Here is a 17079-nt window from a genome sequence, read left to right as displayed (position 1 = left end):
TAGATCGATTTCTACAGATAAAGCCCGGTGTCCCCTCCATACCCACCGGGCCATATTCCTTCACACAGAAAACGAACTACAGTTCGTTTTTCAGTTCAACATCCCCAAAATATTTCCGCCGACACGCGACAGTCGAAAACTGGATTCGGCCGGCAAATCCTCCTTCTGTGCAGCTCTGGTATACGTGTTGACCACATGGAACATGGTCTCTCCCGCTTCCTGAGGCCATGCCCACTCCACAGCGTCCTTTTCACCACCGTTCAACGCAAACTGACGATTGAAACTGGCCAGCGTCGATTCGGGATTATCCACCCGGGATTCCAGCGACAACCGGAACTGTTCCCGCTGAGCGCCCAACTCAAATGACACCTTATCCATCACCTGGGGAAACTCATTCAGGATCTTGGTGCTGACATGCCGATACGACGCCGACACGTCCGACTTGGCCACCAGACCATTGGTGCAGACCAGTCTCAACACAAACGCCGCAATGGATAGCGATGCCAGGCCCACTTCAGAATTGGATATGGAGATGCCCGGTTTGAATTTGTCTCCGTTGATGTCAAACGCCTTTGCGCCATCGGGGATGCTCAACGACATGAACTCTGTATCCAGATGACATTGAACCGGGGTCTCGGGTTTGTATCCCAGAGAATCCAGACGCTCCATCACCTCGAAATTATCCACGGGAATATACTTGGTGGTAAACACGGCCCGTACCTCCTGGCCATCGAACCGGAACAGCAATTGGTCATTTTTCTCATGCTTGATCCAGTGGTTCAGGTTCATTGCCTGCACATCGGCAGGACATCTGGTCAAATAGGGGTATGGAATCCCCAGGCGATTGGATATGGATCGTTGCGCCACAGGTCTTAGCGGATGGGGCTCTCCTGCAATGCGAACGATGTCCAGGTTATCAAACGATATGTCCGGCACGGCGATGTTCTGATCAAAGCAGTTTGCCGACATTGCATCCACGCGATCGAACACTTTGCCAAGAGTAGTCAAATTGGGTTTCATACGATTCTCCTTTAAAGGTTGATTTCCGAAAGATGCGCCTTTCACCACCTGGCGCATTAAATTTTCCCTGACGACTCTACAGGGTGCGTATCCATACGAGCGGACGGGTGGCTTCCGGAAATTTTGAATTTATTGATTGTCGGTGATGATTACCGGCTGGATTGGTTCTCGTTGATTTTACAATGGGTGGGATTGGATCTGCGAGGATTGATGTTCGATGGGTTTGATTCTGTATGATCAAATTGATCACCATGACAACGATCCCGTTTGCATTTATCATGCATTTTACTTCTCAGCTTGCGGGTCGCCATCTTTTCAAATGGGTAGGCCATGTCATCACCTCCATCTATTCGGGCAGCTCAGGTTCTCCCAAATCAAACAGACAGATCGATACGGGCATGGATATGGTCGGATAAAGCGAATCCACATCCTCTTTGACCATGTTTACGATATCGCCATAGGGACTTTTTTCGCTGCGTTTGGCCGTCAGCATGAGAATTCCTGCTTCGATGTTGCCCTTGTCATACCCGATTTGAAGTCGCATCAGACCCTCCAGGATGTATTCGTAAGCGCTAAAATGCCCATCGATGGCAACACCGTGCTTGAACCCCTTGTATTGGTAACGGCGGCCGGCGATGACATTAAGACATCCGCTTTCACGCCATCCCATCTCATCAAGGGCAAGACGAAGCAGCTCTTTTCGATAAAGCGATCCTTGCAGGGCGGTAAACACATATTCCATGGTCATGGCCACATCCGAGACCATTGCCTTTTGCTCGATGATCCTGTCTGCGTCTCTGAAATGAATCAGCTGAAAATCCACGATTGGACCTCCTTTATATAGGTATGGATTGCTGTTTTATATGATATGCGGGGTAACGACAGAACGGGTGCTGTAGCGGTTGTGCGGGGTTTTAAGCGGCGGATTTATGCAGGTCGACGTCACGCTTGCCGAGCATTTCATCCAGAAACTGGGACTTTTTGGCCGGTTGCCCCAGATAGTTCAATGGGTATGACACAAACAACAGTTTCATGGCCCTTGAGATGGCGACAAAACATATGCGCCTTTCTTCTTCAAGGTTTCCTTTACCGCTTGGCATCAGTCCCTCAACCAGACCAATGACGAACACCACGGCAAACTCCAGACCCTTTGCCTTATGCACGGTCATTAAACTCACGCCCTCTTTATCATCGCTGACTGTCTCATCCGTGAAGCTGTCGGCATATTCGAGAAAGGCGGCAATGTTTGAATAACGGGCGGCCGCTAATTGCAATTGGTTGATGTTTGAAATCTTGATGTCATCTGGGCTTGGAATGTCTTCGTCCACGATAAAGCGATCATAGTCCCAGATGATGCGAATTTTCTGTATGACCTGCACGGGCTCTAATGTTTCGGCGCTTTCAATCAACGGATCCATGAATGCCACCATCTCTTTAACCAGCTTGCGGACGAACGGCACCGTGATGATCAGGGACTTTAATCCCGCATACAGATGAATCCCCCGCTTCCGGCAGTATTCTTTCAATTGGTCCTTGACCTGGTTGCTCACATAACGGACCGGCACATTGAGGATATTGAGTAGCGCCTCGTCTGCTTCATCGCTGTCAGGGGCATGGATCACCCGCAGATAGTCGAGCAAACACTTGACCTCGTATCGATCATAAAAGGTGCGCCCGCTTTGAATGTGATACGGGATCTTGTTTTGCAAGAAGGCCTCTTCCACATACCGGGATTGAAAATTGGCTCGATAGAGCACGGCAATATCGCTGTATTGATACCCGCGGCGCTCGATAAGATCCACGATTTCATTGACCACGCCCATGGCTTCCGTTTCCTCATTGGACGCTTCGAGCACAACGACATCATCTCCATCGGCGTTGTCGGTCTTTAATTCCTTATGGATCTGCTTGACGTTGTGACGGATCAGGTTTTGACAGGCACGCAGGATCTGAGGTGTGGAACGATAGTTCAAGTCGAGAATGAACTGACGGGAGCCGGGAAACATCGATTGAAAGTTGAGGATATTGCCAACGGATGCACCGGTAAATGAATAGATCGCTTGATGATCATCGCCAGCTACCCAGAAGCTTGCCGGATCATGACCGCTGTCTTCCCGAATCAACAGGCGCAGCAACTCGAATTGCACCGGGTTGGTGTCCTGGAATTCATCGACGAGGATCGATTGAAAGCTGCCCTGGTATTTCGCTCGTACTTCATCGTTATCCCGCAGCAGAAAGTAGGTTTCAAGAAGCAGGTCATCAAAATCCAGAAGTAGTTTGTGTTCCTTGGCTTCATCGTATGCCTGATAGATCTCGGAAATGCGCATCATGGTCTTATCCCCTTCAAAAAGCGCTTTAAACTCTAACGGGTCGATGATGTTGTTTTTGGCCAAAGAGATTTCTCTCAGCACGGTGCCCACAGTCAAATCCTTTAACTTCAGACCTTTCATGACGTTTTTGATGAACACCAGCTGCTCTTTGCCGGATAGGATTTCAAAGACTTTGCCCTCGACCTTGAGCAGATGCAGACAGAATGAATGGATGGTGGACAACCGGACCCGTGATGACATCTCCCCTAATACCGGCACCAGGCGTGATCGCATTTCGTCGGCTGCATTTCTGGTAAAGGTCAATCCCAGGATATGTTCGGGCGGTATGCCGTATTCAGTTACGAGGTATTTTATGCGCTCTAACATGGTTTTCGTTTTTCCTGATCCCGGAATGGCAATCACAGCGGCAATGCCCTCTTTAAACTGTGCCGCTTCCTGTTGTTTGGGATTCAATTCGCTCATGCTGCCTGATCCTCCTTTTCAAGGTTGCGAATCGTGTTGATGGCCATCTTGATGCGGAAGCGCTTGGCCACCAGCTCATTGATCCGGGAACTGGTCTTGTCCTCCTGAATCAGTTTGGACAGCGCTTTGCCGTAATCTTTGTGAAGCTCCTGCAAAAATGACACGACCGCCTCGGGTGGATGGCGTCTGAGCAACAGCTCCACATTCACAATCTGATAGACCCGGTCCCCGTCTGACTGCATGAACGTTAAAAACGATTGAACGTCATGGATGGCTCGCTTGGTCATATTCCTCTCCTTCCAGATAGGCGTCACATGCCTGTTTATAGGCGCACCCCTTGCACTTCCAGCTGGTGTCATTGGCCACAAAGACTCCCTTTGAGATCCCGTCCCACACCTGAGCGGCCTTTTTGATCAGGCGCCGTTCATCGAGTTCAGTTCGGGTAGTCCAGTATTGTTCGAATTTGGGCGTTTTGGTCTTGATCAGGGTGTCGAATCGAAGCAGAATTTCATGATCGGCATAACCGTTTTGTTTGGCGGCGATTTGATACATAGTCAGCTGCTGGTTTTGATCGACTTCGTCTTTGGAATAGGCCCGACCGCTGGTTTTAAAATCCGTGATGATGATGGTGCCGCAGCTGTCCTGTTCGACCAGATCCATGGCCCCGATGATGGGAATATCGATGCCCGGCAGGTTGAAACTGAACGCTTCCTCGATAGCCAATATGGTAAAATCGTCATCGGGCAACTTGGTATACCAGGCAGTCAGTAGATCTCTTCCAAACATCAAAAGGGAGTTGTAATCGTTACCGTCCGCATACCGGATGTCATCGCGGCCCCTTGCCATATCCAGCCAGGTGAACACGAAAAACTCATGCACGTCCTTTAACAGCATCCGGTCCCCCATCATCTTGGCGCTGTAATATGCTTCGAGCACCCGATGAATGCAGGTGCCAAACTCAAGGGCATCGGATTTAAATTCCATAGGCAGTTTGTCGATGCGCCCGTATTTATACAGCAACGAGCACTCCACATATTCGTTGATGCTCGATGCCGACAGGTGGGGCGTTTGCCGCAATTCACTTAAAACCATTTTAAGTCACCTCCATTAGGTTGATCCTAAAAGCGCAGTTGCTGCGTATTTGTTAAAATACAAAGGCGATAGGCATCCGGTTGGCGCGAGTTAGGATCTGCCTATCGCCTTTAAAATGGCATACGTTAAGGATCTGCTATCTTTAGGTTAGGCAGCAGTCTGCAGTTGCCGGATGAAGGCCGAGGCATCGCTGCTCGTTAGGTTGTCGAGCGTGACACCATAGGATTCTTCAACCATGCACTCGATCTCTTCCACGCTGATTCCCCGGCGTCTGGACAGATTGAATATGGCACGGCGCTGCGCCTCACTCATCCCAGCACGGGCAGGACTCTTTGAAGCAGTGTTTGAAGAAGGCTCCGGTTGATTTTGGTTTTCCACGGCAGGTGCCACCGGCTCTGTGTCTGATTTCGGTTGGTCATCTTCAGGTGCACTCTTTTTCGGCGCCTTGGAAGGAGCCTTTTTCGCCGGTCTGGATTGCGCTTTAGGATGCTCATGATTTCCCCCTTCGTTGATCGCTTCATTGATGTCGGCAAGCTCTTCCAATGCCGTCATGCCCACGTTGGTATAGGACCTCAGCGCTCTTGCAATGGCACGGGTGCTGGCCATCCTGAGTAAATGTTTCGACACCTTGCTGCTGCAATTAGAAGGATTGGCATCTCCAATGTCAGAATATGTTTCTCCCAACTTTGACATCACGGTTGCCCGGCAGACGGCAAAATGGCCATTGTCCCCGGTGGGCATCTGAACGATTTCTACTTCGATGCTCGATATGCCCTTTTGGTGTCCCAGATCGAGCAGGCCCGGATATTTGACGAACTCTTTCCCCTCGATCTTGGTGATCCAGCGTTCATCCAGTTTTGGAGCTTGTCGTTCTAAGAAAGTGGCCCCTTCGACCTGTTTTTGGGGAATGGCGTTGTACACGGCAAGGATATGCTTGCATTTAAAATCAGGTGCCTTTTTCACATTGCGGGCATAGTCGCCGCAGGTGCAGCTATCTCCGGCATCGCTGATGATCACGTTGTATAAAATCTTGCCCTCGCTGCTTTCGACAAAGTATTGTCCGTCATCGCTTTGCAGCACTTTAAGTTGTTCCGCCTTCTGGTTTCTTTTCTGTATCTCTTTTGCCGTCATGGTTCCTCCGTTTCTCCGTGAGTATGATTTTGAGCCAGTCGAGCAGCTCAAGTCCTATTGCGATGATCAGTTCAACGGTTCTTGTTTTCATCGCCCTCCTTGTGGTTCAGATAGGGACATCATCGGCTGGGTTGTCTCCAAATCCTCTGCCGTCTGTTTTGATGAATTCAATCTTGTTTACAATCATCTCGAAACTGCTTCGGTTTTCGCCATCGTTGGTTTTCCACTTTGTTTGCTGAAGATACCCGACAACACATACACGGGCGCCCGTATGGAGGTATTTTTCAGCGACCTCGGCGTTGTTGTCGAAACAGACACATTTGATCCAGCTGGTTTTGTCGCGTCCCGATTTGAATGCAAGAGGGTATGATGTGATTTGGTTCCCTTCGCTCCCGAAAAAAGATTCTGGGTCTTTCCCGAGATTACCAATCAGGATCAGTTGATTGATCATGGATTTGCCTCCTTGGTTGGGTTGATGGATTTGGGTGGATTGGGTTTGGTGGTCTATTGGGGATTAATATATATGGATAGACGAAGACATGATGGATCATGGCGTGGAAATGGCGTGGTTTCTTGCTGCGAAAGGATAGATTTATACGGTGTTTAGGGTGTTTATAGGTGTTCAGGCAGGGGGTAAACACCTATTTTTGGAAATAAATGGCATATATTCAATCGGTTGTTGGTGATCTTCGAGCAGGTGTTAAGGTGTTTAGGGTGTTTGCGTGGAATTATACAACTAAATTGTATGTTACCGGTCTGTTGAATCGATTGCGTCTCAATTTGAGCCTGGTATTGTATCTACGAATTTTCGGAAGTCCAAATTGCGTGTGATTACTCTACGTTTTTACAAGCGGCACATATGTAAAGATAATTTTTCCCACCACCTTTTAATAAATGGCTCACCACCAGATATTGTGGAGGCGGCCAAAAACAGAAAAGCGAGAAATGAACCGGACATTCCTCACATCCGTGCGCATATAGAATATCGAGTTCTGTACTTCTTTTTTAATAGGATTAAACTCTATTTTTTGATTCAGTGCTAAAGAATCATAGCACTTGTTCCACAGGATAAGATCGTTGTTCGCTGCGCTCTCATGATCTATTCTTATTCGTTAGGTTATGTTTGTATTGAGACTCACGTTTCTTCTCATCACGACCATAAATCCAAATACCAGAAGAAGTGCAAAAAGTATGATCATGCCCCATCCGGATAGGGCAGGCACACTTATAGATCCGGGTTCTCCAAACAGCTGATTGATTTCTTCTTCTGAGAGGACACGGTTGTAAATGCGTATGTCATCAATTTGGCCTCCAAAATTCTCTGTCGTCGGAGGAAACGGAGGGGTGTACCATGCACATCCAATAGTTAAGGGATAGTCAACTACTAACCCATGGGAGTGCATCGTAGTTATCGTTTTAAAATAAACTAAATCTCCATTAATGTAAATTTTTTTTAAACCAATAGGATTGTCTGCGGTTACGACAATGTGATTCCAGGCATCAACTTCTAATACTTTATCTACAGTATTGTTCCATTGATCATATTCCCACTGCAAACCGCCGCCAACGTATCTAAGAATGTAATTGGTATAATACGAATAATTCGATTTTCCTATTATCATTTTCTTTCCATCTGGAATTTCACTTGGCTTTACCCAGACTGAAATTGAAATTGCACCTGAAATATTGATACTGCTTTCACTACTGCTACCCACAAAAATGCAATCATCAATCCCATCAAAACTGAAAGCACTATAATTAGTATTGTGTCTATCCGGGCACAAACTTGCTCCAAATACCTCTCCATGATTACCATTACCACTTTCATCAATAGCATTCCCATTAAAAGGGTAGTAAGCTACCAGGCCGTCATTCAAATTAGCTGAAACAGGGCAGTAATAAAATAGTGAAAAGAGACATAATAATAAGATGCTTTTCATTTCTTTTTTCCCTTCTCACTGAGGCATATTGGATCTGGTAAACATTTCGAAAATGTTATGATCGATCTAAGGCAAATCACATAGCCAGCAAGAATAAATTGCCTTAATAATGAAAAAATTTACCCCCCTGCACCCCCAAATAACCAAATCACGCAAATCACCCAATGACCCAATGTCTCCGCCTTTGACCCCGACGAAAGACCCCCAAACCCGCAAGGCCAGTTCCCAGAAGCAGCACCGTGCCGGGCACAGGAACGGCGGAGACATCGCCCGGGCGAACCGCTAACGCGTAGGGGATGAGGTGGCCGCCCTTATTGTAGCTGCCCTGGCTGCCGACGTTGAAGTTGAAGTTCCACGCGTCGTACGGAGAAGACTCCGTACCCGACCAGTAGTTGTAGGCCTGCAAGTAATTGAAATCACCTGTGTTATTTAGCCCCCAGCCGGGTTGTGGATTCGTGCCGTCGGTTGCATAGTATCCCTTGTTGTCCAACTCTTCGTAATACAGTTGACCCATCTCTGAGTTGACCATGTTGTAACCATACATGTAATCGTGGTACCCGTTCCCGTCTGGTCCCTCATAGCCGAAACCGCCGCTCAGGTTGGCCTGGCTCTCATCGGTCTCCGGCAGCCGCCACCCCGTGCTCCAGTCAATGCTCGACTTGTAGCCGGGATTCAATTGAATATCTGCTTCTGCGAAGCTCAGCCCGGATGCCCAATTCATCTGGTTCTGCCAGTTATCACCTTCTTTCGTATAATCCAGCCAGGTGATAGGGCCGAACGGGCCGTCGTCCATATGGATAAGGTTATAGGTTTCAGGGGTACCATTACCGTCGCTGTCATAGCTGGCCGTACCTATCAGTGTCAAAGCAGCGTTAGCTATTCCAGAAAACAAGAAAACCCCTACAACTACCATCAATGCAATCCGTTTCATTTCTGTCTCCTCTGGTAAGAATAAAAAAAACCCGAATCAAGAGCACCATGCTCCTCATTCGGGCTTTCTGTTTCCAAAAGGTTCAGGGCAGCAAAGGACCCAGCTTTAGGCTATTTTATCATGCGTTAATGTCATATCATTATTAGGATATTATTAGATTGAAAAGAAAATAGTAATTTTAACGATGTTAATTTCCGCCCAATCAATTCGGGTGAGGACTTCAGGTATGTTCGAGCCTATGATGCGAGAATAATAATCCAACAGCCGAAATCGCCCTAAACACCTTAACACCTAAATAATCGAATCAAATCTTCATAAATAAAACAATGCAATAACCCATTTATTAGGTGTTAACCCTCCAGCTAAACACCTCAAAACACCCTAAACACCTAATTGGTTGTCGTTTCTGTCAACATTCTGCGAATTGCCGGAGGATTCCAAACGTTTGCAATCCCTGTTGAGCAGATATTTTTATGGTTGCCAAGTACAATCAACAATAAAAAATCATTGGGTGTGGCGGATGCCGTCTGTTTTGATAAACTCGATGGTATTAGCAATGAGCTGGATCGATGTGCGGGCGGCGTCTTCATCGGTTTCCCACTTGTTCTGTTCCAAGATGCCGGCCACGGCGATCCGGGCGCCTTTGTGCAGATGACGTTCGGTGATTTCTGCCAGCTTTTGAAAGCAGGTGATCTTGATCCAGCCGGTCTTTTTCTTGGATGACCTGAAGGCCAGGTTGAATGTGGCTACCGGGTCGCCCTCGCTGGAGTAGAAAATCTCGGGGTCGGCCAACTTGTCAAATGCACCCTTCATGGGCCACCTCCTTGTTGAAATCCAACATCATGATCTCCATGAGGGCGATCCTACGAGGGAGGCACACCGGTTGGCAACGATTGCAACGTTGCCGTTTTTCGCCGAAGATCGTCAGGCAGTGATAAGGATGCGCTGCGCTGGTCTCAATCCCCTCTAATCGGGTCAGTTCTTCAGATTTAAAGGCTATGGAGGGTAACAGATGAAACCACAAATGTGTCTCAATCCCCTCTAATCGGGTCAGTTCTTCAGATCGGCCTGGGCCTGGTTTTGGTACGAAATCTTTAAGTCTCAATCCCCTCTAATCGGGTCAGTTCTTCAGATATGCGCGGGCAGAACATGAAGCGCCGGGATGAAGAGTCTCAATCCCCTCTAATCGGGTCAGTTCTTCAGATTCTCAGCGTTGATAGCCGGGATCGCCACGGCATAAGTGTCTCAATCCCCTCTAATCGGGTCAGTTCTTCAGATCGTCCTGGTCTTACGTTTTGGAGAGCCGTGGATTGGTCTCAATCCCCTCTAATCGGGTCAGTTCTTCAGATATCGTTTGGGAAATCTTTAACGCTATGGGGAGGTAGTCTCAATCCCCTCTAATCGGGTCAGTTCTTCAGATTGCATTGTTTCAGCACTTTAAGCAGAACGCCACCACGTCTCAATCCCCTCTAATCGGGTCAGTTCTTCAGATACCGATGAGGATTTGCCAACATTTTTTGGAGGAAAGGAGTCTCAATCCCCTCTAATCGGGTCAGTTCTTCAGATGAGTAAGATTTTACTTGACATTGGCTTGCTTTTTTAGGTCTCAATCCCCTCTAATCGGGTCAGTTCTTCAGATTTCAACGGCTGCGAGAACGCCATAAAAGAAGCCCTAAAGTCTCAATCCCCTCTAATCGGGTCAGTTCTTCAGATTTCAACGGCTGCGAGAACGCCATAAAAGAAGCCCTAAAGTCTCAATCCCCTCTAATCGGGTCAGTTCTTCAGATACAATTACCACAGACTTCACCGACCATCAACTCTTTGAGTCTCAATCCCCTCTAATCGGGTCAGTTCTTCAGATCTGATATAGTAAAATTTGTTTTGTGGGCAAATAAAGAGTCTCAATCCCCTCTAATCGGGTCAGTTCTTCAGATATGTTGAAAGTGTTATTTCATCTTGTGAAAACCATGAATATGTCTCAATCCCCTCTAATCGGGTCAGTTCTTCAGATGAAAGCAAATGCAATCAACGATGCCAGTCAGCGAAAGGGTCTCAATCCCCTCTAATCGGGTCAGTTCTTCAGATGCCAACCTGCGCGGTGCCTACCTGAGCGGTGCCAACCTGTCTCAATCCCCTCTAATCGGGTCAGTTCTTCAGATATGGTAAACGTCGTGATCCTATCCGTGTGACCATATTGTCTCAATCCCCTCTAATCGGGTCAGTTCTTCAGATCGGATGAATGCAAAATCATTTGCCCGGGGAAGTTTAAAGTCTCAATCCCCTCTAATCGGGTCAGTTCTTCAGATACGAATCACGCCAGGAACAAAAGCCGCGCACCATCACGTCTCAATCCCCTCTAATCGGGTCAGTTCTTCAGATCCGTCTTCCCCGCCCGAAGCGACCGGAGATAGCTATTGAGTCTCAATCCCCTCTAATCGGGTCAGTTCTTCAGATGAAATCAAGGTTTCTGACGATCTGCGAAAACTCATCAGGTCTCAATCCCCTCTAATCGGGTCAGTTCTTCAGATAAAATCCCATCTTGAAACCGTAGATCCGAGCTGGATGTCTCAATCCCCTCTAATCGGGTCAGTTCTTCAGATAAATCGAAGACCCAATCGACATAATCAAGGGCCACCTTGTCTCAATCCCCTCTAATCGGGTCAGTTCTTCAGATTAAGCGCGAGGTGGTCGAAGACGGACCGAAGAAGGTGTCTCAATCCCCTCTAATCGGGTCAGTTCTTCAGATGCCATCATCGCAACGGCCGCCTGGGCCTGGATCATGTCTCAATCCCCTCTAATCGGGTCAGTTCTTCAGATCGGATCAATGAAACCAATCCGCGACACAATCTACATGGGTCTCAATCCCCTCTAATCGGGTCAGTTCTTCAGATTTGAGATCAAAACGGTGATCCCTTCGGTCTATGTCGAGATGTCTCAATCCCCTCTAATCGGGTCAGTTCTTCAGATTGCCCCCTCAGTTTCCACAAAGCTTCCGGTTCGTTACGATGGCAAATCCACGCACATGCCCGAAATCGGCTTCCGGGAAACGGCCGTCGCGCTGAATGCCCCTTGATATTAAATCTATCTTCTTGAAATTTTTTTTAATTTTCATTTCCACGCACCTCCTTCTATGCGTTCTGATCATCCCGCCAAACCTTGGAAATACACCTTATATGTGCCCCGGCCGGCGCGCAAGCGGTTGCCGGGGCATTGAACCGTGTCTTGAAAAGGGATACGAATTGTCAAAGAGCCCATTTCAGCGGCTATGGTAGCTGCGGAAAATCATAAGGGTCCAAAAATTCCAAAAACGCCGCAACGGTCGCGAAAACCGATTCAACGGCTTTATCGCTTACGGGTTTCAACCCGTGGGCCAGGATCGAGTGGTTGCGATTGGATTGAATTTTTTTTATCTCATTTTGGCGGGCCTGAAAGCGTTCGCCGGCCTCATGCCCGCTGTGTCTCAGAAAGCGGAAGGTGGCTTGCAGGGGCAGTTTGAGCTTTTGTGTTTTCGTATCCCTGTATTTGGCTTCGAACTCTGCCCGAATTTCAGCCGGCACGGCGGACGGTGGCACCGCGTCATTGTCCAGTCCCGTCGATTGCCGGAAGCAAATTTGACCGTATAGTTCCAGGGCGCGGTAGATGCGGGCCGCGGCGTCATCGTTGCGCTTGTCGGCCATCTGGCGCCGGGCATTGTTGAGCAGGTCCGCCACGAGCAGCGGATGGGGCTCCATGAGGTCCTTGGTCTGCGTTAGGATATCCTCCAGACGCATGCTGAGCAGGCCGAGTTCGTCCCGGAAGGCATCGAGTTCGGCGTTGGGAAAATCACGGCGGTGGGCGGCCAGCAGATCCTGTGCTTTTTGCAGTTGGCCCATGGCCTGCTTGAGTTCGAACTGGTCCCATCGCAGGAAGGCATAAGCCGCCTGACGCACGAATTTAAAATAACCGCCGATGGATGTCGGCAGATCATTCTCCAGCAGGCCATCGATGATTTCGATGACCGCCGCATAGCGGCGCCGGTTGAAAAGGGTCACGATCTGGCGCCGCTCCTCCTCGGCCCATACCGCCCAAGGGCTCATTTCGGTGAAGAGGCGCTCGTGGCCGCTGAGCACCACGCCCACGCCCTCTTTGTCCCGCCGGTCGCCGCCCACGTAGTTGTAATGGTAACGCTGATCGATGCCGGCCAGCAGGAGGGCCGCGGTCATGACCTTGGTGCCGCCAGTGTAGTCCAACATGACCCGGTCCGGTGCCAAGCCGCTTATGCGGGCGCGCTGGACACATTGCCGGGCCTTGCGAAAGCACTCCAGCAAGGAGTTGGGATCTTCGGTGATCTCGAAGGCCAGGCGGGGTTTGTAGTCCAGCGCGGCCAGGGTTTCACCGGCCAGCGCCGCCGAGTCATGTGAGGCAAAAAAGATCACCTGTTCGGGCCGGTAGCGCCCTATGCTCAAGCGGATCGGTTCGGGTGATCCGCCGAGGGAGACGATCATCAGGCGGATATCTGTGGATAGCGTCATGGATATATCAATGCCTTTCGTGCCGGTGTTCTCACCAATAAAGAGATCATATTTCACCTAAAATCGTTTTTATTGCGGCGACTTTTATAAGCTGCTTTTTAGAGCACTCTTTTTTCGTCCAGCGCTTCTGGCTGATCCAGAGCTCCTTCAAGGCTTTGGCCGCCTTGACTTGCAGCTGCGGATCGAATGAGTCGATTTTTTGAACCAGCGCTGAAATCCGCTGCTCGTCAAGATCGCCTCTTTCCAACAAGAGCACATTGCGTTCATCTTCCGGCAATGCCTCCAATTCCGCCTGCTGTCGGCGTTCGCGTTCGGCCTGGCGGTGGGCTTCTTCTTCACGATCACGGGTTTCCGCAAGCCGCTGCGTACGTTCCGCCTCCAGCGCCCGGCGCCGGACGATCCGCTCCTGCTCAGAAGCTTTGTTTGCGGCTTCGCAGGCGATGCTCCCCTTTCGGTATTCACTTTCGCTGCACGGCGTGAGCTTGATCCATCCAAAGGGGTACAGGCCGTCGGCAAGGGTCCTGGTAGTGCCATAGGGCATGGGAGTGCCCTGTTTACCTTTGCGCGTAAAAGGTTTGTTGTTGCGGACGGTGACGAATTCAACCTGTGAATAATGCCCGACCCGCAACACCATTTGTCCCGGCGCGGTATTGAATTCTTTTTCGAGGCTTTCCATTGCGGGTTTTGCCGGGGCGAAATGGGAAAGCCCATAGAATTTGGTTTTCTCCTCTTCGAAACGCAACCGGTAATAGCTGGTCACCAATTCGCACAATTCAGTCCAGGTCCAACTGACACCATTTTTCAGTGTCAGTCGGTTGTCGGCGGCTTTGAGCGGTGAACCAAGTCCGATTTTAAGAAATAGAATCGATCGCCCTTCTTCCCCAAGAAGCCGGCTGGGCAACACCTCACACATGCTTTTCGGGGTGGCGGATTTTTCTTGCTTACGCCGCAGTTCAAGGGGTTGCACCAAACATGTGCTGTCTGAATAGCCGCTGACATCACCTACTTTGAGCTGCTTAAAGGCGCTATCCGTTACCGGGCCAAGTGCGCTTTCAAGGCGTCTGATATATTCCAGGCCTTTGCGGTCCTTTTCTCTGGCCTCTTTCAGCCCCAAACGCTTCTCACGGTCCAGCCAATCGATAACGGCGGTACGCAGACTGCCTTTGAGCGAGGAGCCGGGTATCAGGGGTATCCGGTCCGCACAAGTGGTATGAGGACTGAAGAGCAATTGATGGCTGGTCCTTTGATCGGACAGCTTTTGCATGTATTCATCATAAATCTTTGGATTTTTGATCAACAATCGCCGCGTGCCAAAAAGAGCTGGCTCAATGTGATTGGCAAGAAACCCACGCATGGCCGGAACATTGGTACCTGAAAACAGGGTGCTCAGTTCCGCGGGATCGGGATATTCTCTGGCCCAGGCGTTGGTGTCGAGAACATGGCAATTTATTGCGCCGTTTTCTTTGCGCATGAGATAGCTCATGGGGTCCAACTCATCCCCGGTGCCGATGTGGACAGGTGATAGAAGATCCACCTTAAAAAAGTCAGTCCGCATGATTTTCCTCCAGGGTAACGGGGATCGTCAAAGGCCAGCAGACTTGAACGATTCCCGGGTCACTATGTATGTTTCGAAGCAGGTAGCCACTTTTCGGCATTCGTTTGAAAAGGCTGCCCTCGGCAAAAGCCATAAACGGCTTTTTGTAGGGATTGCTTTCACCGAAACCGTTCCAGGCACGTCCATGCTTGACGAACGGAATCCAATAGCCTTCGAAAGAACGCATGTCCATGGCCGCGCATACCGAAAGGGAGAGCCGATGAGTGCCTTCGGCGAGAAAGGGGGCCGGATCAAAGGTATTATCACGCTCGAATTTGAACTGCCCCTTGCCGGTGGTGCGATCAGCACCGAACCCCACGGTTTCCACGTGCCGGAAAAGGGTTTCAAAAGTATCAAGGTCAGCGGTTTCGACATACAGATCGAGGGCCAGACCCGGACGGTACCAGGTGCCGCTGGAAAAAAAGAGGCCACCCTCTTGAAGCACGCTGCCACTGAGTCGGTCGATGCTGACATGCGGTTGATAGACGGTTGTCGCATCCGGGTTAAATTTTGCTGGTTGCTTTTGTGCCTTCCGCCCGGCCTTGGCCACCAGCCATTCGGTGAACAAGCGCTCCTGACTGATGCGCCCCTCAAGGCATTGCCATTGCTCTAAATGCCAATGGGTTTGCTTGCGAAACGACTTTAATGCGCGCAACTGTTCAAACAGACTGCCCGTGTCGGCAAATTGCGCTTTGAAACGACCGCGGGCAATACCGGGGAGCACTGGAAATGGAAGTCCACCGGCCGGCAATGCGCTGGAAAAAATAAATGGCGGCGAGCCAGCGGCAAAGGCCTCGATAAGTGAGTTGACCCGCGCCTTGCCATGCAGCATGGCCGCGGCCCAGAGCAGATGACCGTAAAGGGTGTCGCTGCGCAAGGGCGTGGCGAAGGCCGAAAGCGGTGTCAGGCGATATCTGTATAGCGCCATTGGGTCCTCCTAAAGCGGATATGCCATAAGATCAATTTTGTCTTGATCGCAATGCAGATTGTCGAAGCGGACCTGCCCGCACCCTCGCGACGAATTCCCGCCCAGGGCATCGAGTTCGATGAGGTGTAACCCGCGATACACATCTTCAAGCAACGTCGGCGGATCGTCCTCAAAAACCTTGAACGACAGGTGAAAGCTGAACGCAACACCGGCCGGCACGCGCTCCAGCGGGCGGGGATGCTCGGCCACCCCCCGGACACGGTCGATGGTGTTTTCATATTTGACTTCCATGGCCAGTTCACCCCGACCGAAACGCTCCCGCCATTCTTCGGTCAGAAAAGCGTCACGCACTATCAATCGGGTAGGGCCAAGGTCAGGTCCCTTCTCGGCGGCGGAGGTGCCGAAGATGGTGCATGCCGGACATCCTTTTCGGGCGCATCCACAGGCCATGCCGCGCCCGCTCTTGTCCTTCTTGCCCATGACATAATCCCTTGTCTCCGGATTGGTTTGCATGTAGCGCGAGGTCTCCAATAGTGAGCGCATCTTGCCCTTGATGGAGGACCCCGGAATGTAGGGTTCACCCGTCAAAGGATTTTTAATGATGGGTTGGTCGAGGCCGCCGATTTCGAGGCTCTCCTTGCCGGCCCCGATATGCAAACCCGTCAACACGGTGATGGTTCCTGTGATTTTTTTGATCGCTTGAAGCTGCATATCCATTTTCCTCCTTAATCTTTTGGATTCAACCCGTAACAGAAACCGACGACGGCCTCGAAGTGCAGCAAGAAGGCCTTGAAGTCCTTTGCTGTTTCGATGGCCAGGACATTGTTCTTCAACCAGTCGACAAAGGCTTGTGGGACCACCCTGCGGGCCTTGGCATACTCCACCTTGGCATGAGTCATTTTAACCAGAGGTTTGATGGATTTGAACGCCTCTTCCTCATTGCCCTGGGTGCTGTGGAGTTGCCTTTCCAAGGTTTTGAATTCGTTAAAAAAACGCCTGAGCTGGGAGTTTTTGATGGAATCGCGCTCGTTGGGTCGGCCGTCGCGTGTCTGGACAAACCGACTGGCGACTTGCTGCGCCTCCTCATCGAGGAGTTCGGGCCGGATGTGCTTGCCGGTAGAATCGAAATAGCTCATAATC

16 protein-coding genes and 1 CRISPR repeat array are annotated in these 17079 nt (G+C 50.0%); all 16 genes read right to left on the bottom strand.

The window, feature by feature from the left end; translation table 11 throughout:
* Positions 1 to 90: 90 nt before the first annotated feature.
* The gene (locus DFT_RS09255; protein WP_054030917.1) at positions 91 to 1020 is read right to left on the bottom strand and encodes a DUF932 domain-containing protein; all 930 of its coding nucleotides are present in this window, start codon (positions 1018 to 1020) and stop codon (positions 91 to 93) included.
* Positions 1021 to 1366: 346 nt separating this feature from the next.
* Complete coding sequence (locus DFT_RS09245) at positions 1367 to 1843, bottom strand: hypothetical protein (RefSeq protein WP_054030915.1); 477 nt, start codon at positions 1841 to 1843, stop codon at positions 1367 to 1369.
* A 91-nt stretch (positions 1844 to 1934) separates the two neighbouring features.
* A complete protein-coding gene (locus DFT_RS09240) occupies positions 1935 to 3812 on the bottom strand; it encodes an ATP-dependent helicase (RefSeq protein ID WP_054030914.1) in 1878 nt (625 codons plus the stop codon).
* Positions 3809 to 4099: a hypothetical protein gene (locus DFT_RS09235; protein WP_054030913.1), complete on the bottom strand. Its 291-nt coding sequence runs from the start codon at positions 4097 to 4099 to the stop codon at positions 3809 to 3811. The genes DFT_RS09240 and DFT_RS09235 overlap by 4 nt, the downstream gene beginning before the upstream one ends.
* On the bottom strand, positions 4077 to 4904 hold the full coding sequence (locus tag DFT_RS09230; protein ID WP_054030912.1) for a RecB family exonuclease: 828 nt from the start codon (positions 4902 to 4904) through the stop codon (positions 4077 to 4079). Before DFT_RS09230 ends, DFT_RS09235 begins: the two co-directional genes overlap by 23 nt.
* A 147-nt stretch (positions 4905 to 5051) precedes the next feature.
* Entirely contained in the window at positions 5052 to 5921 is an 870-nt protein-coding gene (locus tag DFT_RS09225; protein ID WP_152971915.1) for a hypothetical protein, read from the bottom strand.
* A 64-nt stretch (positions 5922 to 5985) separates the two neighbouring features.
* Complete coding sequence (locus DFT_RS26200) at positions 5986 to 6126, bottom strand: hypothetical protein (protein ID WP_161807117.1); 141 nt, start codon at positions 6124 to 6126, stop codon at positions 5986 to 5988.
* A 15-nt stretch (positions 6127 to 6141) separates the two neighbouring features.
* The gene (locus DFT_RS09220) at positions 6142 to 6486 is read right to left on the bottom strand and encodes a single-stranded DNA-binding protein (RefSeq protein ID WP_054030910.1); all 345 of its coding nucleotides are present in this window, start codon (positions 6484 to 6486) and stop codon (positions 6142 to 6144) included.
* Between the two features lie 661 nt (positions 6487 to 7147).
* The gene (locus DFT_RS24970) at positions 7148 to 7975 is read right to left on the bottom strand and encodes a LamG-like jellyroll fold domain-containing protein (protein WP_076750473.1); all 828 of its coding nucleotides are present in this window, start codon (positions 7973 to 7975) and stop codon (positions 7148 to 7150) included.
* 157 nt (positions 7976 to 8132) lie between these two features.
* Complete coding sequence (locus DFT_RS09210; protein WP_054030908.1) at positions 8133 to 8906, bottom strand: PEP-CTERM sorting domain-containing protein; 774 nt, start codon at positions 8904 to 8906, stop codon at positions 8133 to 8135.
* 504 nt (positions 8907 to 9410) lie between these two features.
* Positions 9411 to 9719 (bottom strand): single-stranded DNA-binding protein, encoded by a 309-nt coding sequence (locus tag DFT_RS09205; RefSeq protein ID WP_054030907.1) that lies wholly within the window; start codon positions 9717 to 9719, stop codon positions 9411 to 9413.
* A gap of 140 nt (positions 9720 to 9859) precedes the next feature.
* A CRISPR array of direct repeats spans positions 9860 to 11873; the repeat unit is 36 nt; unit sequence GTCTCAATCCCCTCTAATCGGGTCAGTTCTTCAGAT.
* Positions 11874 to 12169: 296 nt separating this feature from the next.
* Positions 12170 to 13417 (bottom strand): TIGR02710 family CRISPR-associated CARF protein, encoded by a 1248-nt coding sequence (locus tag DFT_RS09200; RefSeq protein ID WP_152971914.1) that lies wholly within the window; start codon positions 13415 to 13417, stop codon positions 12170 to 12172.
* Positions 13418 to 13463: 46 nt separating this feature from the next.
* The gene (gene csm5 / locus DFT_RS09195; RefSeq protein WP_054030905.1) at positions 13464 to 14972 is read right to left on the bottom strand and encodes a type III-A CRISPR-associated RAMP protein Csm5; all 1509 of its coding nucleotides are present in this window, start codon (positions 14970 to 14972) and stop codon (positions 13464 to 13466) included.
* A complete protein-coding gene (gene csm4 / locus DFT_RS09190; protein WP_054030904.1) occupies positions 14962 to 15939 on the bottom strand; it encodes a type III-A CRISPR-associated RAMP protein Csm4 in 978 nt (325 codons plus the stop codon). The genes csm5 and csm4 overlap by 11 nt, the downstream gene beginning before the upstream one ends.
* A 9-nt stretch (positions 15940 to 15948) precedes the next feature.
* Positions 15949 to 16650, bottom strand: coding sequence for a type III-A CRISPR-associated RAMP protein Csm3 (gene csm3 / locus DFT_RS09185; RefSeq protein ID WP_076750665.1), 702 nt, complete (start codon positions 16648 to 16650; stop codon positions 15949 to 15951).
* 14 nt (positions 16651 to 16664) lie between these two features.
* Positions 16665 to 17075, bottom strand: coding sequence for a type III-A CRISPR-associated protein Csm2 (gene csm2 / locus DFT_RS09180; protein ID WP_054030902.1), 411 nt, complete (start codon positions 17073 to 17075; stop codon positions 16665 to 16667).
* Positions 17076 to 17079: the final 4 nt, after the last annotated feature.

Source organism: Desulfatitalea tepidiphila (genome assembly GCF_001293685.1).
GTDB classification, from domain to species: Bacteria; Desulfobacterota; Desulfobacteria; order Desulfobacterales; family Desulfosarcinaceae; genus Desulfatitalea; species Desulfatitalea tepidiphila.
The sequence above is the reverse complement of the archived record's forward strand: the minus strand, read 5'-3'. Positions and strand labels throughout refer to the sequence as shown.